Annotated in this window: 16 protein-coding genes; 7 read left to right on the forward strand and 9 right to left on the reverse strand. The window is 72.9% G+C overall.

Annotated elements, in window-relative coordinates; genetic code table 11:
* Positions 1-242 precede the first annotated feature (242 nt).
* Positions 243-1,934, reverse strand: a complete 1,692-nt coding sequence (locus ACGF4F_RS30075; protein WP_357441825.1) for an MFS transporter — start codon at positions 1,932-1,934, stop codon at positions 243-245.
* A gap of 209 nt (positions 1,935-2,143) precedes the next feature.
* On the opposite strand from ACGF4F_RS30075, the gene ACGF4F_RS30080 reads away from it, so the two are divergent.
* Positions 2,144-3,607 (forward strand): aldehyde dehydrogenase family protein, encoded by a 1,464-nt coding sequence (locus ACGF4F_RS30080; protein ID WP_357441823.1) that lies wholly within the window; start codon positions 2,144-2,146, stop codon positions 3,605-3,607.
* Positions 3,608-3,874: 267 nt separating this feature from the next.
* Complete coding sequence (locus ACGF4F_RS30085; RefSeq protein ID WP_357441821.1) at positions 3,875-4,336, forward strand: hypothetical protein; 462 nt, start codon at positions 3,875-3,877, stop codon at positions 4,334-4,336.
* A gap of 16 nt (positions 4,337-4,352) precedes the next feature.
* Here ACGF4F_RS30085 and ACGF4F_RS30090 read toward each other — a convergent pair whose 3' ends face one another.
* Positions 4,353-5,489, reverse strand: coding sequence for an acyl-CoA dehydrogenase family protein (locus tag ACGF4F_RS30090; protein WP_357441819.1), 1,137 nt, complete (start codon positions 5,487-5,489; stop codon positions 4,353-4,355).
* 185 nt (positions 5,490-5,674) lie between these two features.
* Here ACGF4F_RS30090 and ACGF4F_RS30095 point away from each other — a divergent pair, with 185 nt between their 5' ends.
* Positions 5,675-6,763, forward strand: coding sequence for a methyltransferase domain-containing protein (locus ACGF4F_RS30095; protein WP_357441817.1), 1,089 nt, complete (start codon positions 5,675-5,677; stop codon positions 6,761-6,763).
* 193 nt (positions 6,764-6,956) lie between these two features.
* Here the strand turns inward: ACGF4F_RS30095 and ACGF4F_RS30100 are convergent, their stop codons facing one another.
* From ACGF4F_RS30100 to ACGF4F_RS30115, 4 genes are all read right to left on the reverse strand, one after another.
* Entirely contained in the window at positions 6,957-7,244 is a 288-nt protein-coding gene (locus ACGF4F_RS30100) for a phosphopantetheine-binding protein (protein WP_357441815.1), read from the reverse strand.
* Between the two features lie 46 nt (positions 7,245-7,290).
* The gene (locus tag ACGF4F_RS30105; RefSeq protein WP_357441813.1) at positions 7,291-7,905 is read right to left on the reverse strand and encodes an NAD(P)H-dependent oxidoreductase; all 615 of its coding nucleotides are present in this window, start codon (positions 7,903-7,905) and stop codon (positions 7,291-7,293) included.
* On the reverse strand, positions 7,902-9,002 hold the full coding sequence (locus ACGF4F_RS30110; protein WP_357441812.1) for an LLM class flavin-dependent oxidoreductase: 1,101 nt from the start codon (positions 9,000-9,002) through the stop codon (positions 7,902-7,904). Before ACGF4F_RS30110 ends, ACGF4F_RS30105 begins: the two co-directional genes overlap by 4 nt.
* A gap of 163 nt (positions 9,003-9,165) precedes the next feature.
* Positions 9,166-10,467 (reverse strand): condensation domain-containing protein, encoded by a 1,302-nt coding sequence (locus tag ACGF4F_RS30115; RefSeq protein WP_393082543.1) that lies wholly within the window; start codon positions 10,465-10,467, stop codon positions 9,166-9,168.
* A 58-nt stretch (positions 10,468-10,525) separates the two neighbouring features.
* On the opposite strand from ACGF4F_RS30115, the gene ACGF4F_RS30120 reads away from it, so the two are divergent.
* Both ACGF4F_RS30120 and ACGF4F_RS30125 read left to right on the forward strand, forming a co-directional pair.
* Positions 10,526-11,482 (forward strand): ferritin-like domain-containing protein, encoded by a 957-nt coding sequence (locus ACGF4F_RS30120; protein ID WP_357441808.1) that lies wholly within the window; start codon positions 10,526-10,528, stop codon positions 11,480-11,482.
* 28 nt (positions 11,483-11,510) lie between these two features.
* Positions 11,511-12,506 (forward strand): methyltransferase, encoded by a 996-nt coding sequence (locus ACGF4F_RS30125; RefSeq protein WP_393082651.1) that lies wholly within the window; start codon positions 11,511-11,513, stop codon positions 12,504-12,506.
* A gap of 117 nt (positions 12,507-12,623) precedes the next feature.
* On the opposite strand, the gene ACGF4F_RS30130 is transcribed toward ACGF4F_RS30125, so the two are convergent.
* The 3 genes from ACGF4F_RS30130 to ACGF4F_RS30140 form a co-directional block, all read right to left on the reverse strand.
* The gene (locus tag ACGF4F_RS30130; RefSeq protein WP_393082547.1) at positions 12,624-13,829 is read right to left on the reverse strand and encodes a cytochrome P450; all 1,206 of its coding nucleotides are present in this window, start codon (positions 13,827-13,829) and stop codon (positions 12,624-12,626) included.
* A gap of 63 nt (positions 13,830-13,892) precedes the next feature.
* Positions 13,893-14,318 (reverse strand): VOC family protein, encoded by a 426-nt coding sequence (locus ACGF4F_RS30135; protein WP_357441803.1) that lies wholly within the window; start codon positions 14,316-14,318, stop codon positions 13,893-13,895.
* A 43-nt stretch (positions 14,319-14,361) separates the two neighbouring features.
* On the reverse strand, positions 14,362-15,090 hold the full coding sequence (locus tag ACGF4F_RS30140; RefSeq protein WP_393082550.1) for a 4'-phosphopantetheinyl transferase family protein: 729 nt from the start codon (positions 15,088-15,090) through the stop codon (positions 14,362-14,364).
* A gap of 157 nt (positions 15,091-15,247) precedes the next feature.
* On the opposite strand from ACGF4F_RS30140, the gene ACGF4F_RS30145 reads away from it, so the two are divergent.
* Positions 15,248-21,802 carry an amino acid adenylation domain-containing protein gene (locus ACGF4F_RS30145; protein ID WP_393082553.1) on the forward strand — a complete coding sequence of 2,185 codons (6,555 nt, stop codon included), beginning with the start codon at positions 15,248-15,250 and terminating at the stop codon, positions 21,800-21,802.
* Positions 21,799-26,922: an amino acid adenylation domain-containing protein gene (locus ACGF4F_RS30150; protein WP_393082556.1), complete on the forward strand. Its 5,124-nt coding sequence runs from the start codon at positions 21,799-21,801 to the stop codon at positions 26,920-26,922. The genes ACGF4F_RS30145 and ACGF4F_RS30150 overlap by 4 nt, the downstream gene beginning before the upstream one ends.
* Positions 26,923-26,953: the final 31 nt, after the last annotated feature.

A 26,953-nucleotide genomic window follows, 5' to 3' on the forward strand; every position in this document is an offset into this window, starting at 1 on the left:
TGGGCGCGACGCTGGTCGCGGCGATCCTGGCCGCCTCGACGAGCAGACCGTTACCGTCCCCCGCAGGCAGGCAGGCAGGCAGGCAGGCAGGCAGGCAGGCAGGCAGGCAGGCAGGCAGGCAGGCAGGCAGGCCGAGCCGATCGTGCCCCGCCTCGCCGACAGCCTCCGCCAGGTGCCCGGAGGCCTGTCGGGTCCGCAGCCACGGCTGGCGGCGGACCCGACTCGGGCACTGGGCAGGCGACTCAACCCTGCTGCTGGACGCGGCGGGGAAGCAGGAAGCTGGCGGCGATGGCCAGCGTGAACACCAGGATCTGGAAGCCAAGCGCCCGTTCGGTGGTCTGCTGGTAGGCGGTTCGGTTGGCCAGGAACTGCAGCTTGTCGTGCAGGTCAGCGACGCCCGGGTCAGCGGCCCCGGACTGGGCCGACACGGCGCGGCACGGGTCCAGATCGGCAATCGGGTTGGCGACCTCGATCCGCCCGCTGAAGCAGGCCCGGGCGTTGCCGGCGGCGGCGTCGACGTTCGCCACCGGCAGACCTCGGGCGGTCAGCTCCTCCTTGACCGTGGCGCGGAGGTCGTCGCCGACGGCGGGGGACTGGGCACCCAGGACGAGGAAGAAGACCATGCTGCTCAGGGCGATGCCGATGGCCGCACCCATCTGCTGCACGGTGTTGAACACCCCGGAGGCGGCGCCTGCGCTGTCCAACGGCACGTCGTTGAGGGTGTAGGTGAGCAGCGGGGCGAAGGTCATGCCCATGCCCGCGCCGCCGAGGATGAGCCCGGGGGCCAGCGCCCACGGGGAGGCGGTGTCGAAGCGGTGGATCACGGTGATCAGGATGACCATCGCCGCGATCAGCATGACCAGGCCGAGTTGAAGGCCGAGCCGTCCGAGCTTCGGGGTGATGCGGCGCGCGGAGATGGCGGTGAACAGGGGGACGGCGAAGCCCCACAGCACGCCGATCAGGCCGGCCTTGATCACCGAGAAGCCCTGCCCGAACTGCAGGTAGAGGGTGTTGACCAGGAAGAACGGCATGACGCCGCTCATAAACAACAGGGAGACGGCGAGGCCGCCGCGGAAGGAGCGGTGGGAGAACAGTGACATCGGAATGAGCGGCGACACTGTTCGGCGTCGCTGCACCGCCACCAGCGCGGCGAAGGCGAGCACCGAGGCGGCCAGGCTGACGAAGGTCCACGCCGGCCAGCCCTGCTCCGGACCCTGGATGAGCGGGAACACCAGCAACAGCATGCCGAGACCCACCAGGACGGCGCCCTTGACGTCCAGCCGCTGGGCGGACTCCCCTCGGGACTCGGGCACCAGCTTCGCGGTGATCAGCAGACAAGCCACGGCGATGGGGAGGTTCACCAGAAAGATCGTGCGCCAGGTGAGACCACCGACGTTGGAGGCGGTGAGCAGGGCGCCCACGACGGGACCGCCCACCGTGCCGACGGCGAAGACAACGCTCAGTGCGGAGAACGCGCGTCCCCGATCATTGGGCGGGTACATGACCTGGAGGATCGACAGCACCTGCGGGACCATGAGCGCACCCATGCCGCCCTGCACGAAACGGGCCACGATCATCTGTTCGGGAGCTGCCGCGATCCCCGCGACGAGCGAGGCGGCGGCGAACCCGGTCATGCCGATGATGAAGATGCGTTTGCGGCCGTAGATGTCGCCGAGACGGCCACCGGTCACCAGCATGGTGGCGAAGGCGAGGGTGTAACCGCCCACCATCCACTGCATGTTGGCGCTGGAGGCGCCAATGTCCTCCTGGATGGTCGGTAGGGCTACGTTGACGATCACGATGTCGAGCAGGTCGAGCAGCAGGCCGACCAGAACGGCGAAGAGCGCGATGGTCCGCGCTCGACCGGCAATCGGACGTGGCTCCGCAGGGGTCTCTGCAGGGCTGGGGGATGGTCGCGTCCTCGGTCGTGTCATTCGCCGTACCTTCCATGATCGCTTCTCGGATCGTTGACCGGCCGGGGCGACCAGCGCGGACACCTCTGCCGCCTCGGCTGCTGGGAAACAGGCTATCTACGCTGTGTAGCAGTGTCCATCAAAGACGCCTCTAGTGTCCTACGAGGTTTCGATGGGATTCTTGAGAGACACGCACGACCGGTGGGAAGCCTCGACGTGAGGAGCGCGCGATGGGAATGACTCAACCGGCCACCCATCTCTTGCCCGAGCCGGCGCTGTGGATCGGCGGGGAGCGGGTGGTGGAGTCGTCTGGCGGGCGGGCGGAACACGTCTACGCCGCGACGGGGCGGCCGACGACGGAGGTGGTGCTCGCCGGCCCGGCCGAAGTCGACCAGGCCGTGGCGCTGGCCCGAGAGAGCCTGCCGCAGTGGCGGGACAGCTCGGCCGAGGTCCGGCGCGACGCGCTGCTGCGGCTGGCCGACCTGCTGCTCGTCCACGCCGAGTCCCTCGCCGCGCTGCAGAGCCTGGAGATCGGCCTGCCGACGCAGCTGGCGCGGCGGCTGCCGGCGCTGGCGGCTGACCACCTGCGGTACTACGCCGGGTGGTGCGACAAGGTCGGCGGCGAGGTGGTGCCCACCTGGCCCGGGCGCAGCCTCGACTACACCCTCGACGAGCCGTACGGCGTGGTGGCCGGCATCATCCCGTGGAACGGTTCGCTGATGTCGATGGCGCAACTGCTCGGCCCGGCGCTGGCGGCCGGCAACGCCGTCGTGGTCAAGCCGTCGGAGTTGGCGCCCTTCGTCGGCGTGCGGTTCGCCGAGATCGCGGTGGAGGCGGGTGTGCCGCAGGGTGTGGTGGTGGTCGTGCCCGGCGGGCCGCCGGCCGGGGCGGCCCTGGCGGGACACCCTGGCGTCGACAAGGTGCACTTCACCGGCAGTGCGGCGACCGGCCGGCAGGTGCTCGCCGAGGCGGCTCGGAACCTGACGCCGGTGGCGTTGGAGCTGGGCGGCAAGTCCCCGCACGTCATCTTCGAAGACGCCGACGTCCGGTCGGCGGCGCGGTACGCGATGAGCGGCGTGGTGGCCTTGTCGGGGCAGGGCTGCGCCAACGGCACCCGGCTGCTGGTGCATTCCGCCGTCCGCAAGCAGGTCCTCCAGACGCTGACCTCACGGTTGCGTCGCGTCCGGGTGGGCGATCCGGCCGACGAGACGACCGTGATGGGTCCCGTGGTGTCCCGGCAGGCGTGCGACCGCATCCTCGGCGTGGTCGACCGGGCCCGCGAGGCCGGCGCGCAGCTGCTGACGGGCGGCGGGCGCTGCGGTGGGGACCTCGCTGACGGCTTCTTCGTGGAGCCCACCGTCTTCGCCGACGTCGACTGCGACGCCGAACTCGCCCAGGAGGAGGTCTTCGGGCCGGTGCTGGCGGTGTCGAGCTTCGACACCGAGGAGGAGGCGGTGCGGCTGGCCAACGCCACCCGATACGGCCTGGGCGCCTATCTGCACACCAACGACCTGCGCCGCGCCCACCGGGTCAGCCGGGCCGTCGCGGCCGGCAGCGTATGGGTGAACGGGGCGCCGGGCCTGATGCCGTCGGCCCCGTTCGGCGGGGTGAAACAGAGCGGTTCCGCGCGCATCGGCGGCCTCGCCGGTCTGCGCGAGTTCCTCCGGCCGAAGAACGTGTGGATACCAGTCTGAACGCAGCCACAGGTAGGGTGATCTTGGTAACACGAGAAGTGTCTTTCGGGGCCTGGTCTGCGTGGTGGTGACACACAACGTGGTCTTTCGATAACCATCAGCGTTGATGGGCGTGTGTGGCGTCACCAGCCGTTATGATGACCTCACCCTGACCTGACGGGTGACCTTCTGATCACGTCCGGAACGACTAAGTGAACGTGCGGAAACGTATGACAGTGTCTTAGTGTCTTGCGGGCGCCGGATGCTGAGTAGGGAGAGGGCGGAAACATGGCTCAGTACATCGTCACGATCACACCGGTGCTTGGTGAGCAAGGCGCGGGAGAGGAGTCCTCCCGCACCACCATGCGCGTATTCGCCGAGGACGGCCAGGTCTACATCAAGGAGTTGACCGTCCGCGTCGCCGAGGACGTCAAGCTCGCTGCCGCCGACCTGCTCCAGGTCGACCTCGACCTGCTGATGCAGGCGTTTGCCGCCAAGCGTCCCGCGGCCGCCGCCGCGCCGGCCGAGAGCCTGGACACCGCCAGGCCCTACCGTATCGCCGCGCCGAGCCGGGCCACCAAGCCAGACCGCGCCTACCGGCGTATGCCGGACCCGAGCGAACTCAAGGACATCTACCTCAAGAACCGCACCGTCACCGGGGTCGCCAAACACTACGACGTGCCCACCCACACCGCGCAGGGGTGGATCACCCGCCTGCGACGCAAGGGTGTCATCCCCAGCGTCAAGTGACGACGCGGCCCACGAGTCACAGCGGGCCGCCGTCACCCCCCTCACCCACCAGGTGTGCGCCGAAGGCGACGTACGAGTTGCGGCTGGCCACGAAGTGCTGGCGGGCAGTGTTGACATCCCGCAGCCGCCGGGACAGGGGAGAAGAGTCGTACACCGCTGTCCCGCCAGCCAACTCGAAGGCCGCGTCGGTCGCCCTGACCGCCAGAGCGGTCGCCTGCGCGGCAGCCGCACGCACCTGCGCTCGCCGCAGCGCCGCGTCCGGGCCCGCGTACCCACCCCACTCATCGCGGCCCTGGTCGTAGAGCAGCGCCCGACCCGCCTGCACCACCATCCGCGCCTCGCCCAGCCGCTCCTGGAAGGCGGCTGAGGCCGCCAGCCGCTTCGCGCTCAGCGCCGGCCGCTTGCCGCCCGCCGCCAGCTCGACGACGTCCCGCAGGGCCGCCTCGGCGACGCCCAGCGCCGCCGCCGCGATGATGAGGCTGGACTGCGCGATGCTCATCGCCGCCCGCTCCGCTGTCGCCGACCCGGGCACCAGCTCCACGGCCCGCTCCGTCGGGCAGAAGCCGCCGGAGACGGCGAGGTCGTGGCTACCCGTGCCGCGTAGGCCGAGGGTGTGCCAGGTATCGACCACCGTGACGTCTGCGGCGGGCAGCAGCATGATCCGGGTGGCGGGCCGGTCCCCGTCCAACGCCACCGCGCGCCCCCGCACCAGGACACAGTTGAGGTACACCCAGGCGGCGCGCTCGCAGCCGGTGACGAACGGCCACTGACCGGAGATCCGCCACCCGCCGTCGACCTCGGTGGCCCGGCCCTTCGGGGCCACCGCGCCGGCGGCGTAGACGTCCGGGCCGTCGGCGAAGATCGCCGCGACGGTCGCCGCCGGCGCGCACCCGATGATGAGCTGGGACAGGGCAACCTGGCCGACCATCCAGGCCACCGACCCGTCCGCCGTGCCCAGCGTCTCGACGACCCGCAGCGTGTCCGGCACGCTCAGGCCGGTGCCGCCGTGCTCCACGGGCGCGAGCATGCGCAGGCAACCCGCCGCGCGCAGCCCGTCGAGCAGCTGCTCCGGAAGCCCCCGCACCCGCTCGACCTCGTCGGCGTGCTTGACGATCTCCGGAAGGAGATCACGGACCATTTGCAGAGTCGTCATGCCGATCCTCGCCCTCCGGTCTGGCGTGCCGGTCCGAATACCGGGCCGCGCCCGCTCGATCCACCCAGGCGCCCCGGAACGACCGATGACCATCGTACTGTCTGCCTGTATCGTCGCAACAGACACGAGACTGTTGTGTGTAGACACTCTGAAAAGCACAGCCGAACCGGCTGGGGAGGTACCTCATGACGGCGTCTGACGCGCAGACACACGTGTTCGCGATGAGAATGTGGAAGTCTCTTCTCGCCACCCAGGAGCTGCTGTCGGCGTACCTGGGGGTCAAGCTCGGCCTGTACGAGGCGCTGGCCACCGCGCCGGGACCGCTGCGCCCGGACGAGCTGGCCCATGCCGCCGGCGTCGCCCCCCGCTACGCCAGAGAGTGGCTGGAACAGCAGGCCGTCTGCGGCATCGTCGAGACCGACGACGCCCGGCTGCCGGCCGAGCGGCGAGCGTACCGGCTGCCCGCCGGGCACGCCGCCGTCCTGACGGTCTCGGACGACCCGATGTCCCTGGCCTCCCTCGCCGTGCTGCCCCTCGGGGGTGTCGCCGCCGCCCTGCCGGACCTCCTGGCGGCCTACCGCAGCGGTGCGGGCGTGCCCGACGACGTGTTCGGCGTGGACTGGCGCGACGGCCACTCCGGCGCCAACCGGGCCCTGTTCGCCCACCAGCTCGCTGGCTGGATCGCCGAGCAACTGCCCGACGTGCACGCCCGGCTCGACGCGCCCGGGCAGCGCATCGCCGACGTCGCCTGCGGGACCGGCTGGTCGAGCATCGCGCTAGCCCGGGCGTACCCGCGTGCCGAGGTGACCGGCCTGGACCTCGACGGGGCCGCCCTGCGGCAGGCCGAGCGGCACGCCGCCGAGGCGGGCGTCGCAGATCGGGTCCGCTTCGCCCGTCGCGACGCCGCCGACCCCCAGCTGGCGGGCGAGTACCACCTCGTGTGCCTCTTCGACGCGCTGCACGAGGTGTCCCAACCGGTCGCCGTGCTCCAGGCGTGCCGGCAGTTGCGCGCCGCCGGCGGCGCCGTGCTCGTGATGGACGCCAAGGTCGCGCCGGCCTTCACGGCCCCCGGCGACGACGTGGAGCGGTTCCAGTACGGCACGAGCGTGCTGCACTGCCTGCCCGCGAGCCGCACCGGGGAAGATTCGACGGGCACTGGCACGGTGTTGCGTCCCGGGATGGTGCGCGAGTTGGCGGTCAAGGCCGGCTTCTCGGGAATGACCGTCCTCGCCGTCAACGACCGCTTCCACCGGCTCTATCGACTGACGGGTTGAACGGCACCAGGCCGGCCGGGGTGACCAGCAGGCCGCCGCGTTCGTCGCGCAGGCGCGCACGGGAGGGGCACTCGTTCGGCCGCGGGAGCCCGCTGGGGACGAGGTGGTGCTGCCCCGACGGCCGGATGCGGACCCGCACGTCAAGTGGTGTGGGAGGGGTCCGGGGCGACCCGGACCCTGCCCCGATACGTGCTCAGGCCCCGTCGCGCTCCGCGAGCCGCTGGACCACCAGGTCCTGCACGGCGCCGACCGTGGTGATCTTGCGTGCGGTGTCCTCGTCGATGGGGTCGAGGTCGAACTCGTCCTCGATGGCGAACGCCACCTCCATCAGGGCCAGGGAGTGGTAGCCCAGGTCCTTGATGAGGTGGGAGTCCGCGGTCGCCTCCACGCTGTCCTTCGGCGCCATGTCGGAGATGATCGCCGCCACGGTAGCGCGGATCTCCTCCTCGGTACGGCGGGCGGGAGCGGTCTGCTCGGTCATGGTCGATCTCCTCCGTGCTGCTGGCGTGACGGTTGGGTGGGGACGCTCAGGAGGCCCGAGCGCCGGTCAGCGGGTGGGAAACGAGCGGCGGAGCACTTTGGTGCTGGTGGCGCACCACCGCCCCGAGCGCGGGCGCCCAGCGGCGCGACCACCCCGCGACGACCTCTGGCACGTCCTCGAACTCCTCCTCGAGGATCGACAGGCAGGGAACCGGCGCGGTCGCGCCGAGCTCCGTCAGCAGCGGGCGCAGGTACTGGTCCCCGGCGCCGCGGTGCTTGGCCCAGCCGGCGGTCATCGCCCCGACGGCGACGCAGTCGGCCAGCCCGTCCATCGGGAGCATGTCCAGGAACAGCTTCAGCAGGCCGGTGTAGGTGCCCTTGAATGTCGGGCTGACCACCATCAGCAGGCCGGCCCGGCGGACCAGGCCCAGGGACCGCTCTATCTCCGGCCCCAACGGCACGCTGCGGCTGGCGCGCAGCGGCAGCGCGGCACCGACGTCGGCGAGGTCGACGATGTCCGGTCGGGCGAGCTCGACGCCCTGCGCGGCGAGGGCTGGCGACAGTTCCTCCATCAGCCGGATGGCGATCCCGCCGGTACGGGAGCCCTTGCGAGGGCTGCCCACCAGCAGCGTCGTCTGCACCAGCGCGCTCCGGTCCCTCACGACGCCTCCAGCCCGAGCAGCCCCCGGCGCCGCAGCAGCGGCAGCACGCCCTCGGCGAAGTTGTACGCCTCCTCCAGGTGGGGCTGCCCGGAGAGGATGAGATGGTTCATGCCCAGCGTGTGGTACTCCTCGATCCGCTCGGCCACCTGCTCGTGGCTGCCGACCAGTGCGGCGCCGGCGCCCGGGCGGACCAGGCCGTAGCCGGCCCACACGTTCGGGTACACCTCCAGGTCGTCGACCCGGCCGCCATGCAGGGCGGCCATCCGGCGTTGCCCCTCCGAGTCGGTGCGGCGGAACCGCCGCTGGGCGTCGGCGATCCGGCTGGCGTCCATGCCGTCGAGCAGCCGGCGGGTCACCGCCCACGCCTCCTGCGCGGTGTCCCGGCTGATGACGTGGAACCGGGTGCCGAACTCGACGCTGCGGCCCCGGGCAGCGGCCAGCTCGGCGACCCGGCCGGTGAGAGTGGCCAGCCCGTCCGGTCGCTCGCCCCACGCCAGGTAGACGTCGGCGTGGGCGGCGGCCACCCGCTGCGCCGCCGCCGAGGAGCCGCCCAGCAGGATCGTCGGCCGTACGTCGTGTGGCCGGGTCAGCATCCCGGCCTTGATCTGGTAGTGGTCGCCGTGGAAGTCGAACGGCTCGCCGTGCCAGGCGCGGTGAAAGACGTCGAGGAACTCCTCGGTGCGGGCGTAGCGCTCGTCGTGGTCGAGCCAGTCGCCGTAGCGCCGCTGCTCGTCGGCGTCCCCGCCGGTGACGATGTTGAGCATCAGCCGGCCGCCGGAGAGCCGCTGGAACGTCGCGGCCGACTGGGCGCACACCATCGGCGGTAGCGCGCTGGGCCGGCAGGCGATCATGAAGTGCATGCTGCGGGTCTGCTGCGACAGCGCCGTGGACAGCAGCCAGGGGTCCTCGCAGAACAGGCCGGTCGGCACCAGCGCGCCGGCGAAGCCGAGCCCGTCGACGGCCCGGGCGACCTGGCTGAGATAGTTCAGCTCCGGCTCCCGCCGGATGTTCCTGGTCCCGTCCGCTCCGTCCGCGCTCTTGGCCACCTCCCGGCCGTCGCCGTGCAGTGGCAGGAACCAGTGCAGTCGCAGCGTCATCAACGGTCCCTTCCGCCTCGGGCCGGCCGACCGGCCCCGGATTGACCTGCTATCCCGGTGAGCACTTGCCTTTCCTGCTATCCACGTGCATTTACGAGTATGTGTTGAGAGGTTCTCAGGATGCCTGTGACGCTGTCAATACCGTTGGCGTTGCCGCGACCCGTCACCGCCCGGGCGACGCCAGCGCCATGTCCGGACGGCGCGCCGCCGCCGCCGCGACATCCAGGTAGCCGGCCAGGAAGTCCTGCCCGAGCGCCGGGTCGGCCCAACCCCCGGCGCGGAACAGCACGGCCTGCACCCGGTGCTCGCCCACCGGGGCCAGGGCCAGCTCGAACGGGAAGCGGCTGCCGATCTCCGTGGGAACCACCAGCTCGAAGCGCGCGCCGCCGCCGGTCAGGTCATGCCGCAGGGGCGACATCACGTTGAACATCACGTCGTCGGCCCGCCCGCCGCCGGTGTCGACGAGGCCGGCCGGCAGCAGATGAAAGGGCAGGTCCTGGTACGCGAACGCGCTGATCACCGCGACGTGCACGTGGCGTACCAGGTCCGTGAAGCTGCGTTGACGGGCGACCTGGGCGCGCAGCAGCACCATGCCGGCGAGCAGGCCGACGGTGTCGCGTACCTCGGGCCGGGACCGGTTGGCAAACATCGACGCTACCGCCAGGTCGGGCTGGCCGGTCAGGCGGTGCAGCTGGGCGTGGAAGGCCGCGAGCAGCACCGTGAACATGGTCGTCTTCTCCCGCCTCGCCAGCTCCCGCAGCCCGGCCACGGTCGCGGCCGGCAGCTCCGCCGCGACTGATCGGGTCGCCGCCGTGGCGGCGCCGGTGGCGTCCGCGGCCGGATAGAGCGCGTCGAGCCGGGGAATCTGGCTGCCCTCGAGCTGGCGTCGCCAGTACCGCTGATACCGGGCGAGCTGGTCCGAGGCCAGCAGCTCCTGCTGCGCCTGCGCGAAGCGGGCCATCTGCCAGCCCACCGGCGTGGGGACGCTGGCCCCGCCGCAGGCGGCGTCGTAGCAGGCAACCAGGTCGCGCAGCAGGATGCCGGTGGACCACGCGTCGGTGACGAGGTGGTGCAGGTTGAGGCAGAACAGGTGCTCTCGCGGGCCGACCCGCCAGACGCTCGCCCGCGCCGGCCACTGCCCGGGGTCGATCGGCGTCTGGAGCTCCCGGGCCAGCGCCGCGTCCGGCGACTCGCCCGCTGCCGTCGCGTCGGCCCAGACCAGCGGCTGCGGGCGCGGGGCGTGCACGCGCTGCACGAGGCGTGCGCCGCGGCCGTGGAAGGTCGTCCGCAGCGACTCGTGCCGGACCACGAGCTGGCCCACCGCGGCCTGTAACGCCCGCTCGTCCAGGCGCCCCACGATGCGGCAGACGACCGGGCAGTTCAGCGCGCCGAAGTCCGACCGGTAGTGCTTGATCATCCACAGCAGCCGCTGGGAGACCGAGGCGGGTGTTTCGAGTGCTTCCACAACGGCAGGATAGTCTTTCCATTGGCTTTGCGCGTATGGCGAACTAGTCTTTGCTGCTATGAGCGAGTTGGTAGTGCGCTCGACCCAGGACGCGCGGCTCAACTGGAACTACGAACCCTCGGACTCCCGCACCGGCTTGCTCTACCAGCGTGCCAAGCAGGCGCAGTGGAGCGTCGACGAAATCGACTGGCTCCTCGACGTGCCCTTCGGGGCGCCGCTGCCCGACGACTCCGCCTTCGCCATGGCCGCGTTCGCCGCGTCCCCGCTGGCCCGGCGGGGCCGGCCAGCCTGGGACGAGTTCCGCTGGGAACTCCAGGTGTGGATGGTCAGCCAGTTCCTGCACGGCGAGCAGGCGGCCATGGTCGTCGCCGCCCGGTTGGTGGAGATCGTCACCGGACTGGAAAGCAAGCTGTACGCGGCGACTCAGGCGGTGGACGAGGCACGCCATGTGGAGGTCTTCTCCCGCTACCTGAGGGAGAAGATCGAGCGGCCGTACCCGATCTCCGAGCCGCTGGCGCTGCTGCTGTCCGACATCCTCGAGGACAACCGCTGGGACGTCATCTCGCTGGGCATGCAGATCATGGTCGAGGCGCTGGCGATGGCCGCGTTTCGGTTGGCACACAGCACCTTCCACGACCCGCTGATCAAGCGGATCACCGGCCTCGTGGCGAGGGACGAGGCCCGACACGTGTCGTTCGGCGTGCTGTCGCTGCGCGGCCTGTACGACGAGATGACCTCTCGCGAGCGGGCCGAGCGGGAGGAGCTGGTGCTGGAGGCCGCCGCCCTGATCCGCCGCCGGTTCCTGCTCGGTGACATCTGGGAACGCATGGAGATCCCGATGGCCGAGGGGCTCGACTTCGCCGCCCGCAACGAGCTGATGGTCGCCTACCGGCAGGCCATCTTCTCCCGGGTAGGCCGGGCGCTGGACCAGATCGGGCTGATGACCCCTCGGGTGCGGGACGGGCTCGCCCGGCTGGATCTGATCCAATTCGTGGAGGGTAGGCGCGGTGGTTGAGCGAACGGGCGTCCGGCAGCGGCCGCCGATGGACCTGTCGTCGCTGATGCGGCTGGCGGAGCTGGCCGATGTCATCGTGCCGATGACCGTGCGGGCGGTCAGCGACCTGGGGATCGCCGACCTGCTCATCGACGGGCCACGGCCGGTGGCCGAGCTCGCCGCCGCGGTCGGTGCGCACGAGCGGTCGCTGTGCCGGGCGCTGCGGGCGCTGGCGGCCAAGGGCATCTTCACGGAGCCGGAGCCGGAGGTGTTCGCCCTGACGCCCCTGGCCCAGCCGCTGCGTAGCGACCACCCGCTGTCGGTGCGCGCCGTCTACACGCTGCTCGCCTCCGACGTGCAGGCATGGGCGATGCTGCCGCACAGCCTGCGCACCGGCGAGGCCGCCTTCGACCGGGCGCACGGCACGGACTACTGGAGCCACCTGGCCGGGAACCCGGACGAAAGCCGGCGGGTGGACCGCTGGATGCACGCCGTCACCCGGCTGCACCTGCGTACCGTGCTGCCCTGCCACCCGTGGGGGGAGCTGTCCCACGTGGTCGACGTCGGCGGCGGTGACGGCGGCTTCCTCGCCGGCCTGCTCGGACGGTACCCCGCGATGCGCGGCACATTGCTGGACCTGCCGCACGTCGTCGCGGCGGCCGACCGGGTCCTGACCGAGGCGGGGGTGCGCGACCGGTGCGCGATCGTCCCCGGCAGCTTCTTCGACCCGCTGCCCGCCGACGCGGACGCGTACCTGCTCAAGACGGTGCTGCCCGGGTTCGGCGACGACCAGGTGGTGGCGGTGCTCCGCCGGGTCCGGGAGGCGATGCGGTCGGACAGTCGGCTGCTGCTGCTGGAGGCCGTCCTGCCCGCCGGGGACACCTACGACGTAGCCAAGCTGTATGACGTGCACACGCTGGTGCTCACCGGCGGCACCCACCGCACGGCCGAGGAAACCGAGGCCCTGCTCGGCCGTGCCGGGCTGCGGCTGGACACCGTCCGGCCGACGGCCACGCTGACCATCCTCGCCGCCACGCCGGCCTGATCCGACCCCCGCCGGGCGGCCCGAGGGCCGTACGCGGGCTCGACCGCCCACCGATGTCGGCCCGGCCGCGCCCGCGCGGCCCGGCCGACCGGGGGCCGCGGCGGGCCGCCACCGGCGTCAGGCGGGCCGGACGGCCAGCGGCACGTGGGCGAAGGCGCGGAACGGCGTGTCGCTCTCCCGAACCAGGTCGCCGGCCTGCTCGACCGAGCGGGTACGACGCAGCACCCAGTCGAAGACGACCTGCGCCTCCGTGCGGGCCAGGAACGCGCCCAGGCACAAGTGCCCGCCGCCGCCGAAGGTGACGTGCGGGTTCGGGCTGCGGGTGACGTCCAGCCTGTCGGGAAGGCGGAAGACCGCCTCGTCGTGGTTCGCCGAGCCCAGCATCAGCACCAGCACCCGTCCGGCCCGCACGGTGCGCGACCCGATCCGCACCGGCTCCCGGACCAGCCGGGCGGTGCCCTGGATGGGCGCCTCGAAGCGGAGGAACTCCTCCACCGCGCCGGGCACCAGGCCGGGGTCGGCGCGCAGGAGGGCGAACTGGTCCGGCGCCCGCAGCAGCGCGGCGAACCCGTTGGTGATGAGGTGGACGGTCGTCTCGAAGCCGGCGAAGAACGAGAAGACGGTGTTGTCCACGATCTCGTCGTGGGTCAGCCGGTCCCCGTCGTTCTCGGTCCGCAACAGCGTCGACAGCAGGTCGTCCCCGGGCGCCGCACGGCGCTCGTCGAGCAGGCCGCCGATGTACTTGCGCAGCCACTCCACGGACTCGTGCGCCGCGCCCCGGGCGGCCTCGGGAACGATGGCGCTGAACGCCCGCCCGAGCCGCATGGCGTGCTGCCGGACGTCGTCGTGGGCCTCGGGCGGGATGCCCATCAACGTGGACACCACCAGCACCGGCAGCGGGTACGCCAGGTCGCGCACCACGTTGCAGGTGCCGGTCTCCAGCGCCGGGGTCAGGAGCTGGTCCACGGTCTGCTCGATGTAGCCGCGCATCCGCCGCACCACGGCCGGGGTGAAGGCGCCGCTCATCAGCCGCCGGAGCCGGACGTGGTCAGGCGGGTCGCGGTAGAGCATGATGCGCTGGAAAAAGTGGCTGGCCGGTCCCTCGCCCACCGACAGGTGGTGGTAGGCCTCGGGGAACTCGCTGCCGAGGCGGGGGTCGCGCTGCAACGCCATGACGTCGGCGTGCCGGGTGACGCCCCAGCTGCCGGGGCCGAACCGGCACAGCGGTCCGGCCTCACGCAGCCGCGCATAGGTCGGATAGGGATCGTGCAGGACAGCGGGGTCGAGCGCGTCGAACCTGGGCGGCAGACCGGAGGCATCCATGCCTGCCAGTCTTGGCCCGGACCCGCTGCCCGGGCAAGTGTTTACGCGTGTTTGCCGGAAACCCTATGCCGACGCTTCGCGGGGCAGGTAGCTGCCGAAGCTCCAGACGTGACCCTCGAGGTCGTACACCCCGTAGTCGCGGGAGCCGTACGAGGTGTCATGCAGCTCGTAGACCAGCTTGGCGCCGGCCTGCACCGACCGCTCGTAGTGCTTGTCGACGTCCGTCGCGTCGCCGACGCAGATGTAGACGCCGCCGCTGGTCGCGGGCAGCTCGCGTGGGCTGACCATGCCCAGCGAGTCGTTCGGGCCGCCGCCGCCGAGCTGGATCGTGGCGTTACCCCAGCTCAGCTCGGCGTGCACCACCTTGCCGTCGACCTCGGTGACGTCGAAACGCTCCAGGCCGAACGCGTTGACGAGCCAGTCAACGGCAGCCGTCGGATCCTGGTAGCGCAGGAAGGGGATGACCGGAGAGAACGAACGTTCCGACATGAAGCCTCTTCTCGTATGGAGTCAATCCGTCCGGTGTGGTTCATCATAGGTGACTCGCCTCTGCGCGAGGGTCAACATCACGCTCGACAACCGACAGTGGCCGGCCGAGCGTGGCCAGCGCGCCGCGGTAGTCGTCGCCGACGGCCAGGTCCCGCAGGTGCACGCTGATGTGCGGCGGCGGCCGGTCTGCCCAGCTCAGCAGGCGCGCGGGGGCATCCGGGGCACTGACGGTCAGGTCGGCCGGCGACGGCACGAGGCCGTCCCCGGTCGCCTTGAGGATGGCTTCCTTACGGGACCAGTACCGGATGAACGCGGCGAGTCGCCGCGGCTGCGGCAGGCCGGCCAGCACCCGACGCTCGGCGGGGGAGAGCGCCGAGACCGGGATCCGGCCACCACGCAGGGCCACCCGCTCGATGTCGACGCCGCAGACCGTGTCGCGGGCGATCGCCACCACGATCCGCTCGGCCGAGTGCGACACCGACACGTGCAGCACGCCCGCACCGGTGTGCACCTCCAGCCGGCCGTGCGGGCCGGCGCAGTGCCGGCACGTCGAGGAGAAGACAACCTCGCGCGGCGTTGTGCCGGCGTGCCGGGCGGCCAGCAGCCGCGCCGCGACGCGGCCCGCCACGAAGCGGGTGCGGGCAGCGTCGTGGCCCAGCCGCCGCGCCCGCGCGCGTTCGGCGTCGTCAAGCAGGGCGTGCAGCCGCTCGGGGACCGGCCCGGCGGGGCACCGCCACACCAGGCACTCGCCGCTGCCGAGCCGCTCGCCCACGCCGCTCCTCCGCCCGCCGCCCGTCGCCTTTCCCCTCGCCTGTCTGACGAGTCTTTCCGAGTATCATCGACTGTCTCTAGACCCAAGTCATGAGTCGCTGATAGCTTAGCGCCAGCCGACCGGAGACGTGGTAGAGGCTGACTGAGGAGACGCGACATTGGACGTTGCCGTCGACACCGATCCAACCCTGACCCTCGACCGGATGCGCGAGGACGTCGCGGAGGCCCTCGAGTGCCCGCCGTCACTCGTCGGGGACGACGACGATCTGCTGGTGCTCGGCCTCGACTCGATCGCGGTCATGCGGCTGGCCAGCCGCTGGCACAGCCGAGGCGTCCCCGTCACCTTCAGCGAGCTCGTCGAGTGGCGCACCCTCGCACAGTGGTGGCAGCTGGTCGCGAAGCGTCACGCCGAGACCCGCCCGGCGCAGCTGCCGCCGGTGGCCGTGGCTGAGTCCGCGCCGTTCGGCCTGGCCACGATGCAGCACGCGTACTGGATCGGCCGGGCCGACGGGCAGCCCCTGGGCGGCGTGGGCGCCCACTTCTACAACGAGTTCGACGGGTCCGGCGTCGAACCGGACCGGCTCGACGCCGCCGTCCGCGCCGTGCTGCACCGGCACGGCATGCTACGGGCGGAGTTCCACGCCGACGGCACCCAGCAGATCCGGCCGGAGAGCCCGTGGCCGGGCCTAACGGTGCACGACCTGCGTGAGCTGTCGCCGCGCCGGTGCGAGGAAGAGCTGGCGCGGCTGCGCCACCGGTTGTCCCACCGGCGGCTGCGGGTGGAGGAGGCGGAGACCTTCGACATCCAGCTGTCCCTGCTGCCCGGTGGTGCCACCCGGGTGCACGTGCACGTCGAGATGCTGGTCGCCGACGCCCACAGCTTCCGGCTCATCCTGTCGGACCTGGCGGCCTTCTACCGGAACCCGGACCGGCAGGTGGCCCCCGTGGGCCTCAGCTATCCCGCGTACCTGGCCACCATCGCCGCCCGGCCCGACGCGGCTCGGGACCGGGCCCGCGAGTACTGGCGCGAGCGGCTGGCCACGCTGCCCGGCCCGCCCCAACTGCCGACCGCCGTCGACCCGGCCACCGTGCAGGGCCACCGGGTGGTCCGCCGGTACCACTGGCTGACCCCGGAGCAGCAGGCGGAACTGGGACGGCGCTCGGCGGCGGCGGGAGTCACCCTGTCGATGGTGTTCCTCACCGCCTTCGCCGAGGTGCTGGCCGCCTGGAGCAGCAGCGGCCGGTTCGTGCTGAACCTGCCGATGTACGACCGGCGCCCCGTCCATCCCGAAGTCGGCGCGGTGGTCGGCGACTTCACCAACCTGATTCTGCTGGAGATCGACACGACCGGCCCGGCCGGCTTCGTCGACCTCGTCCGCCGGCACCAGGACCGGCTGCGCAGCGACGCCGCCCACTCGGCGTACAGCGGAGTCGACGTGCTGCGCGACCTGTCCCGCGCCCGGACCGGCCAGCCCGTCGGCGCGCCCGTCGTCTTCACCAGCGCGCTGAACCTCGGCGAGCTGTTCGACGCAGACGTCCGTGACTGCTTCGGCCCGCCCGGCTGGACCATGTCCCAGACGCCCCAGGTCTGGCTCGACTACCAGATCACGGAGCGCGAGGACGGCCTCTATCTCAACTGGGACGTCGTGGACGAGCTGTTCCCCGACGGGTTCGTCGACGACATGTTCGCCGCCTATCTGGGAATCGTCGACTGGCTGCTCGACCCGGCCACGGACTGGTCCCGGCGCGCCCCGATCGCGCTGCCCGCCCGCACCCTGGCCGCGCGGGCGGCGGCCAACGACACCGCCGGCCCCACCGACGACAGGCCGCTGCACCACGACGTCTTCGCCCGGGCAGCCCGCGAGCCCGACCGCCCGGCCGTGCTGCACGGACCGGACCAGGCGGGCGTGCTCACGTACGGCGAACTGGCGGGCCGGGCGCAGGCACTGGCCGACGAGCTGACCGCCCGTGGCCTGGCCCCCGGCGACGCCGTCGCCGTCACCCTGCCGAAGGGCCCCGACCAGATCGTGGCGGTGCTCGGCGTGCTGCGCGCCGGCGGCGTGTACGTGCCGATCGGCGTCGACCAGCCCGACGCCCGGCGCGAGCTGATCCGGGCCACCGCCGGGGTCCGGCTCACCGTCACCACCGCCGGGGCCGCGGCCGGGTTGTCGCCCGCCGACTCCTCGACGATGCTCACCGTCCCCGCCACCGGCGTGCCGTTGCGTGATGACGCGCTGGCGGTCGACCCCGAGCAGGACGCCTACCTGCTGTTCACCTCCGGCTCCACCGGTGTGCCGAAGGGGGTGCGGGTGCCCCACCGGGCGGCCCGGAACACCCTCGACGACCTCGTGCGGCGGTTCGCGATCGGCCCGGACGACCGCGTCCTGGCGGTCTCGGCCCTCGACTTCGACCTGTCCGTGTTCGACATGTTCGCCCTGCTTGGCGCGGGTGGCGCCGTCGTCACCGTCACCGAGGACACCCGCCGCGACCCGGCCGCCTGGCTGCGCCTGGTCCACGAGCACCGGGTGACGGTCTGGCAGTCCGTCCCGGCCGTGCTCGACCTGCTGCTGACCCAGGCCGAGACCGAGGCGTCGGACGCGACCGGGGAGAGCCCGCTGCCGCTGCGGCTCGCCGTACTCGGCGGCGACCGGGTCGGCCTCGACCTGGCCGGCCGGCTGGCCAGGCTGGCCCCGGCCAGCCGGCTGTACGGCCTCGGCGGCACCACCGAGACGGCGATCCACTCCACCGTGCAGCCCGCCCCCGTCGACCCGCCGCCGCACTGGCGGTCGGTGCCCTACGGCGTGCCGTTGCGCAACCAGCTCATGCGGGTCGTCGACGAGCACGGCCGGGACCGGCCGGACTGGGTACCTGGCGAGCTCTGGATCGGCGGGCGCTCGGTCGCCGCCGGCTACGCGGGCGACCCGCAGCGGACCGCCGACCGGTTCGTGGAGCACGCCGGGCAGCGCTGGTACCGCACGGGCGACCTGGCCCGGTACTGGCCCGACGGCACAGTGGACTTCCTCGGGCGCACCGACTTCCAGGTCAAGATCCGGGGACACCGGATCGAGCTGGGCGAGATCGAAGCCGTGCTGGAACGCGACCCGGACGTCTCCCGGGCGGTCGCCCAGGTCGTCGAGCGAGACACCCTCGCCGCCGCCGTCACCGTCACCCAGACCGGAGCCGACCCCCAGTCGATCCGCCAGCGCGCCGCCGAACAGCTTCCGCCCTACATGGTGCCGGCCGTCGTGGTGGTCCTCGACGCGTTCCCGCTGTCGGCCAACGGCAAGATCGACCGCGCCCGGCTGCCCGAGCTGCTCGCCGCGCGACCCGCGGCCACCGGCACCGCGCCCCGCGGCGGCGTCGAGACCACCGTGGCCGCCCTGTGGTCGGAGCTGCTCGGCGTGCCCGAGGTACGCCGCGAGGACAACTTCTTCGCCCTCGGCGGCGACAGCCTGGTCGCCACCCGGCTGCTGGCCCGGCTGCGCGAGGCCGGCATCGCCCGCGCCGAACTGCACCATTTGTTCCACGCCCGCGACCTGGCCGGCTTCGCGGCGCGGCTGCACACCGAGGATACGGCCGGCGACGCGGGCACGCCCACCGAGCGGCGTGAGCTGACCGCCGACCCGGCCCACCGGCACGAGCCGTTCCCGCCCACGGACGTGCAGCGCGCGTACTGGCTGGGGCGCACCGACGACTTCGCGCTCGGCGGGGTCGGCTCCCACTGGTACTGGGAGTTCGACGGCCGGGACGTCGACCTCGACCGGCTGCGCCAGGCGGTCGACACGCTCATCGCCCGGCACGAGATGCTCCGCGCCGTCTTCGACGACAACGGCGACCAGCGGATCCTGCCGGAGGTGCCGCCGTTCACCATCACCGTGCACGAGGGGCAGGAGCACCTGGCGACGCTGCGCGAGCAGCTGTCCCACCGCGTCCCCGACCCGTCCCGGTGGCCGCTGATCGACATCCAGGCCGTGCGTCACCCCGGCGGCACCCGCGTCGCGTTCAGCTTCGACTACATCGTGCTCGACGCGCTGAGCATCGTCATCTTCTTCTCCGAGCTGTCCACCCTCTACCGCGACCCCGGCGCCGAGCTGCGCCCGCTGGGGGTGTCGTTCCGCGACTATGTGCTCGGCGCGGCGCCGCCGCCGGAGGCGGTGGACCGGGCGGGGGCGTACTGGCGCGGACGCCTGGACGACATCGCCCCGGCCGCCGCGCTGCCGCTGGCCGTCGACCCCGACACCCTGGTCGCCCCGCGGTTCGTCCGCCGCGAGCGCAGCCTCACCCCCGAGCAGTGGGCGGCGATCACCCGCCGCGCCCGCGACCACCGGCTCACCCCGGCCGCGGTCCTCGCCACCGCGTACGCCGAGGTGCTCAGCGCGTACAGCGGGCAGGACGAGCTGACGCTGAACCTGACCATGTTCCAGCGCCACGACGTGCACCCGGACATCGGCGCGATCCTCGGCGATTTCACCTCGCTGGTCCTGGTCGGCTACCGGGGGGACGCGGGCGAGCCATGGCGGGAGACCGCCCACCGGTTCCAGCAGGACCTGTGGGCCGGGCTGGAACACAACGACGTCTCCGCCCTGTGGGTGCTGCGGGAGTTGGCGCGCCGGCGCAACAGCGGCACGGTCAGCATGCCGATCGTGTTCACCAGCGCGCTCGGCGTGGCCGCGGACCTGGTCAACATGCGGTTCCCGTTCGGCGAGCTGACCTGGGGCATCTCGCAGACCCCACAGGTGTGGCTGGACAACCAGGTCATGGAACGCGACGGCGGGCTGACCTTCAACTGGGACAGCGTCGACGAGCTGTTCCCCGACGGGCTGCTCGACGCCATGTTCGACGCCTACCACCGGCTGCTGTGCTGGCTCGCCGAGGGCGAGTGGGACCGGCCGCTGCCGGACATGCTGCCGCCGGCGCAGCGTGCCGTCCGGGCCGCCGTCAACGCCACCGACGCCCCGGCGCCCGGGCACACCCTGCACGAGCCGTTCTTCGCCCACGCCGCCCGCGACCCCGACCGGCTCGCGGTCGCGTACGGTGAGACATCGATCAGCTACGGCGAGCTGGCCGCACGGGCGCTGCGGATCGCCGGGGCGCTGCTACGCGCCGGGGTGGAACCGGGCGACGCGGTCGCCGTCACCCTGCCCCGCGGGCCGGAACAGGTCGCCGCGGTGCTCGGCGTGCTGGCCGCCGGCGCGTCGTACGTGCCCGTCAGTGTCGACCAGCCCGCCGCCCGCCGCGATCGGATCTACGCCAAGGCGCAGGTGACCGCCGTGGTGGGCCGCGCCGGCGCGCACCACCTGCCCACAGTGGCCCCCGACTTGGACGGGCCCCCGCTGCGCGGGCCGGTGACGGTCGCCGCGAACGCGCTGGCCTACACGATCTTCACCTCCGGCTCCACCGGGGAGCCCAAGGGGGTGGAGATCACCCACCGGGCGGCCGTCAACACGGTGACCGACATCAACTCCCGGTACGGGGTCGGCCCGGAGGACCGCGTGCTGGCGGTCTCCGCGCTGGACTTCGACCTGTCCGTCTACGACGTGTTCGGGCTGCTGGCCGCCGGTGGGGCGCTGGTCGTGCTGGCCGACGAGGACCGCCGGGAGGCCCGCCGCTGGGCGTGGCTGGCCCACCGGTGGCGGGTGACCGTCTGGAACTCGGTGCCCGCGCTGCTGGACATGCTGCTCGTGGCGGCCGGCGAGCACCCGCCGGCCGGCCTGCGGCTGGCCCTGGTCTCCGGTGACTGGGTGGGCCTCGACCTGCCGGGCCGGCTGGCACGGGTCGCCCCGCACGCCCGGTTCGTCGCCCTCGGCGGCGCCACCGAGGCCGCGATCTGGTCCAACGCGTGCGAGGTCGCGGCGGTGCCGGAGCACTGGCGCTCCATCCCGTACGGCCGCCCGCTGCGCAACCAGCGCTACCGAGTGACCGACTCGCGTGGCCGGGACTGCCCGGACTGGGTGCCCGGGGAGCTGCGCATCGGCGGCGCCGGGGTGGCGCTGGGCTACCGCAACGCCCCCGAGCTGACCGCCCGGCAGTTCGGCGTCGACGACGAGGGCCGGCGCTGGTACCGCACCGGCGACCTCGGCCGGTACTGGCCGGACGGGACGCTGGAGTTCCTCGGCCGGGTCGACTTCCAGGTCAAGGTGCGCGGGCACCGCATCGAGCTGGGCGAGATCGAGGCCAACGCCGAGGCCCACCCGCTCGTCGGGCGGGCGGTGGCGCTGGTCGTCGGCCAGGCGCCGGCACAGCACATCGGCCTCGCCGTCGTACCCGCCACCGAAGGTACGGAGCCGGACCTGGCCGGCTGGCTGGCCGAGCGACTGCCCGCGTACATGGTGCCCGAATACGTCGTGACGCTGGACCGGCTGCCGCTGACCGCCAACGGCAAGGTCGACCGCCAGCGGCTCGGGACACTGCTGCGCGCCGACCCGCTCGACGACACGGCCGAGCCGCCCAAGGGGCCCACCGAGGAACTCCTCGCCGGGCTCTGGTCGCAGCTGCTCGACCAGCCGGTCGACGACCGCCGGCACAGCTTCTTCGCCCTGGGCGGAGACAGCCTGCTGGCCACCCGCCTGCTCGAGACGCTGCGCCAGCGGCTCGGCGTGGACATGACATTGCGACAACTGTTCGCCGTACCCGCGCTCGCCCAGCTCGCGGCCGCCGTCGACGAGCAGCTCCGTGCGTCGGCCAACGACGACGTCGAGGAAGGTGTCATATGAGCAACGACCCCCGCATCCCCGTCGAGCGGCTGGTCACCGACCTCGAACGGGCCGGACTGCGGCTGTGGGCCGAGGACGGCACGCTGAAGTTCCGCGCGCCCGCCGGCTTCATGACCGACGAACGGCGCGCGCAACTGCGGGCCCGCCGCGACGAGATTCTCGCCCACCTGGCCAACGGCCGGCTGCCGCGGGTCCTGCCGGATCCGGAGCACCGCCACGACCCGTTCCCGGTGACGGAGGTGCAGTCGGCGTACCTGCTGGGCCGCGGCTCCACCTTCGCCTACGGCGGCGTCGCCTGCCACGGCTACGGCGAGCTGCACTACCCGGACCTGGACCCGGAGCGGATGACCCGCGCCTGGCGGGCGCTCATCGCCCGGCACGACATGCTCCGAGCTGTGATCGACATCGACGGCTCCCAGCGGGTGCTGCCGCACGTCGACGACTACCACGTCGCCGTACACGACCTGCGCGGGCGCGAACGCGGCGAGTTCGACCGCGGGGTGGCCGAGGTGCGGGCCGAGATGGACCACCGGGTGTTCCGGCCCGACGCCTGGCCACTGTTCGAGGCACGCGTGACCCGCGGCGACGACGAGGCCGTGCTGCACGTCTCGGTGGACTTCCTCATCGCCGACTTCGTCAGCATCCAGATCATCCTCGACGAGCTGCACCACCTCTACCACGGCAACGAGCAGCTGCCCGCACTGGAGATCGGCTTCCGGGACTACCTGCAGGCCGAGCGGAACTGGACGGCGAGCCACCGAGAGGCCGACCGCGACTACTGGCTGCGCCGCGTGGACGACCTGCCACCCGGCCCAGAGCTGCCGCTGACCAGCCGCGCCCGGCAGACCGACGGCCGGTTCCACCGGCTGGCCGCCACCCTGGAACCCGAGCTGTGGGAGGGGCTGCGCAAGCACGCCGGCCAGCACGACGTGAGCCCGTCCTGCGCGGTGCTCGCCGCGTACGCGCACGTCATCGCCGCGTGGAGCCGCCGCCCCACGTTCACCCTGAACGTCACGCTGCTCAACCGGCTGCCCCTGCACCCCCAGGTGCCCGCCGTCGTCGGCGACTTCACCGGGGTGGAACTGCTCGCGGTCGGCCAGAGCGGGGCGGAGACCTTCGACCGCTGGGCCCGGGCCGTACAGGCCCAGCTCTGGCAGGACATGGACCACCGGGCGTTCTCCGGCATCGAGGTGATGCGGGAGATCACCCGCCGACGCGGCGCCGACGCGGCGCTGTTCCCCGTCGTCTTCACCAGCGCGATCGGCCTGGGCGAAGCCGGCGCCCCGGCCGCGGCGTCGCACGGGCGGCTCGGCTACGGCATCAGCCAGACCCCACAGGTCGTCATCGACTGCCAGAACTCCGAGCGCGACGGCGGGCTGTCGACCAACTGGGACGTGCGCGATGGCGTGCTGCCCGACGGAGTCGCCGAGGACATGTTCGCCGCGTTCGAGCAGCTGCTGCGCCAGCTCGCCACCGACGACCAGGCGTGGCAGCGGGTTCCGTCGAGCCTGCTGCCGCAGCGGCAGCGGCGCCGCCGCGAGGAGGTCAACGCCACCGCCACCCCGCTGACCCGCGCCCGCCTGCACGACGCGGTATTCGCCCAGGCCCGACGGACCCCGGACGCCCCGGCGGTCATCCACGGCACGACCACGCTCAGCTACGCCGACCTGGCCGCCCGCGCCACCGGCGTCGCCGCCCGGCTCGTCGAGTCGGGCTGCGTACCCGGCGACCTCGTCGGGGTGACCCTGGAACGCGGCCCGGGGCAGGTCGTGGCCGTCCTCGGCGCGCTGCTCGCCAGCGCCGTGTACGTGCCGGTGGACACCGTGCAACCCGCGGCCCGGCGCGAGACGATCCTCACCGGTGCGGGCGTGCGGTACGTGCTGACCTCCCGCGACCTGGCCGCCGGGCCCTGGCCGCCCGGGGTCGTCGTCGTGGCGCTGGAAGAGGTGCCGCCGGCCGACCCGCCCCGCGAACCGGGCGGGGCGCGGCCCGAGGACCTGGCGTACGTCATCCACACCTCGGGCTCCACCGGGACGCCGAAGGGGGTCATGATCACCCACGAGGCGGCGCTGAACACCGTCCTCGACATCAACGCCCGGTTCGCCGTCGGCGAGCGAGACCGGGTGCTCGGCCTGTCCCAGCTCGGCTTCGACCTGTCGGTCTACGACATCTTCGGCCCGCTGTCCGTGGGCGGGGCCTTGGTCGTCCCCGACGCCGAGCGGCGCGCGGATCCGTCGCACTGGGCCGACCTGGTGGCCACCCACGGGGTGACCGTGTGGAACTCCGTTCCCGCCCAGCTCCAGATGCTCTCCGGGTACCTCGGGGTGGCCGGCACCGCGTTGCCCACCCTGCGGCTGGCGATGCTCTCCGGCGACTGGATCCCGGTGGCCCTGCCCGACCAGATCCGCGCCCAGGTGCCCGGCCTCAGCGTGGTGAGCCTCGGCGGGGCGACGGAGGCGTCCATCTGGTCGATCCACTACCCCGTCGGGGCGGTCGGCGAGGACTGGGCCAGCATCCCGTACGGTCGGCCGCTGGCCAACCAGACCTTCCACGTACTCGACCCGCTGTTGCGGCCCTGCCCCGACTGGGTGACCGGGGAGCTGTACATCGGCGGCGCCGGCCTCGCGCGCGGCTACCTGCACGACCCCGAGCGCACGGCGGAGCGGTTCATCGTGCACCCCGTCACCGGCGAGCGCCTGTACCACACGGGCGACCTGGGCCGGTACCTGCCCGACGGCGACATCGAGTTCCTTGGCCGGGAGGACCAGCAGGTCAAGATCCGCGGCCACCGGATCGAACTGGCCGAGATCGAGACGGCCCTGCAGAGCCATCCGGACGTCGCCGCGGCGGCGGTGCTGGTCGCGGGCGACCAGCCGCTGGAGCGTACGCTCGTCGCCTTCGCGCAGCCCGCCGCCGCGACGCCGCCGGCCGGCGACGTAGCCGACCTGGAGGCAGTCGCGGCCCGGGCCGGCGACGCCGCGCTCGCCGGCGTCGACCCGGACCGCTACCTGGAGTACGCCCACCGGCTCGACCAGGTGGCCCTGCCCGCCATGCTGGACACCTTCCGCCGCGCAGGCATGTTCGCCTCGCCCGACGACCGCCACACCGCCGCCGAGATCGTGGCCGCCACGGACGCCGCGCCCCGGCACCACCGGCTGCTGCGCCGCTGGCTCGCCGCCCTGGTCGCGGAGGGACTGCTCGCCGTCGACGGCGACCGCTACCGGCTGGCCGGCGCCGTCAGACCCGACGCGCTCGACGCCGCGTGGGCCGCGGTCGAGGCGGCGGCGGTGCCGGGCGAGGAGCGCCTGCTGGACTACTTCCGGGCCAGCATCCGCCACCTGCCAGCCCTGCTGCGCGGCGACGAGGACCCGCTCCGGCTGCTCTTCCCCGAGGGCCGGCTGGACGTCTCCCAGCAACTCTACGAGGAGGCGGTGTTCAACCGCTGGGCCAACCGGGCCGCCGGTGCCGTCGTGGCGGACCTCGGCGCCCGCCGCCGGCACCCCGGCCCGCTGCGCGTGCTGGAGGTCGGCGCGGGTGGCGGCGGCACCACCGCCGCGGTGCTCGACGCGCTCGCCGGGCAGGACATCGACTACCTGTGCACCGACCTGTCGCCCTACTTCGCGGGGCAGTCGCAGGCCCGCTTCGCCGACGTGCCCGGCGTCCGGTTCGGTCTGTACGACCTGGACGCCGACCCCACTGAGCAGGGCCTCGCGCCCAACTCCTTCGACCTGGTCGTCGCCGGGGACGTGCTGCACGCCACCGCCGACGTCGACCGGGTCCTGGAACGGCTGCGCGGGCTGCTCGCCCCCGGCGGATGGCTGGTGGCCCTGGAGATGACCCGGGACCACTACCAGATCATGACGTCGCTGGAGCTGCTGGTCCGGCTCGACGACGCCACCGGAGACTTCACCGACGACCGCGCCGGGACCGGGACGGTCTTCCTCGCCCGCGACCGGTGGCGGGACATCCTCGACCGGGCGGGCGCCGACACGAGCGTCTGCCTGCCGGCGGAAGGCACCTTCGTCGGGCGGATGGGCATGTGCGTGCTCGCCGCCCGGTTCAAGGCCGACCGCGCACCCGCGCACCCCCGGGCCCTCACCGATCACCTGCGCGCCCGGCTGCCCGAGTACATGGTGCCTGGCACCGTGGAAATCCTCGACGAGCTACCGGTCACCGACAACGGCAAGATCGACCGCCGGTCCCTCGCGGGACGGCTGGGCCGCCGGCACGGCGGTACCCGGGCCGGACTGCCCGGCGCGGCACCCGAGACCGAGCTCGAACGGCACCTCGTCGCGTTGTGGAGCGAGGCCCTGGGCACGCCGGTCGGGCGCGACGGCAACCTGTTCGAGCTGGGCGGGGACTCGCTGGTCGCCGCCCAGCTGGCCGGGCGCATCATCGAGGAACTGCCGCCGGCCCGCACGCTGTTCTTCGACGAGGTGCTGCGCAACCTGCTCGAACTGGCCACCGTGGCCCGGCTCGCGCAGTGGCTGACCACCGCCGCGGAGGCCGGGGAGCAGCCGCACGAGACGGGCCAGGAGCGGCCGGTCGAGCTGCTCGTCGCCGTGCACGCCGAGGGCACCGGCGTACCCCGGATCTTCCTGCCCGACGAGTCGGGGTCGCTCGACGGGGTCGCGCCGCTCGCCGCGGCGCTGCGCCCCGCCGCCCCCGCCTGGGTGTTCACCGGCGCGGGGCTGGAGCTGCTGCCCTCCGTGGACAACGCCGCCGCCGCGTACGCCCAGGCGGTCGTCGACGCCGACCTGGCCCAGGTGGAATTGCTCGCCCACGGACCGATGGCGGTCCTCGCCGTCGAGGTGGCACGCAACCTGACCGAACGCGGGGTGCTCGTCGAGGGGCTGCGCCTGGTCGCCGGCCACCGGCCCGGCCCGGGCGTCGCGGACGACCCCGCCACCCCGGTGCGCGACGCGCTCGCGCGCCACGAGCCAGCCATCTACGCCGGGGACATCACCCTGGTGCAGCCGGCGCGGGACGCGGAGATCGAGTTCTGGGAGGACCTCTGCCTCGGCAGCCTCGACGTGGTCGACACGGATCTGCCGGCGGAGCGGCTGCGCTGGTCGGCGGAGCCCGCCGCGCTGGCCGCCGCGCTGGACCCGGCGCGATGAGCCGCCCGGTGCCCCGCGGTCCCCAAGGGTC

Source organism: Micromonospora sp. NPDC047740 (assembly GCF_043204735.1).
Classification (GTDB): Bacteria; Actinomycetota; Actinomycetes; order Mycobacteriales; family Micromonosporaceae; genus Micromonospora.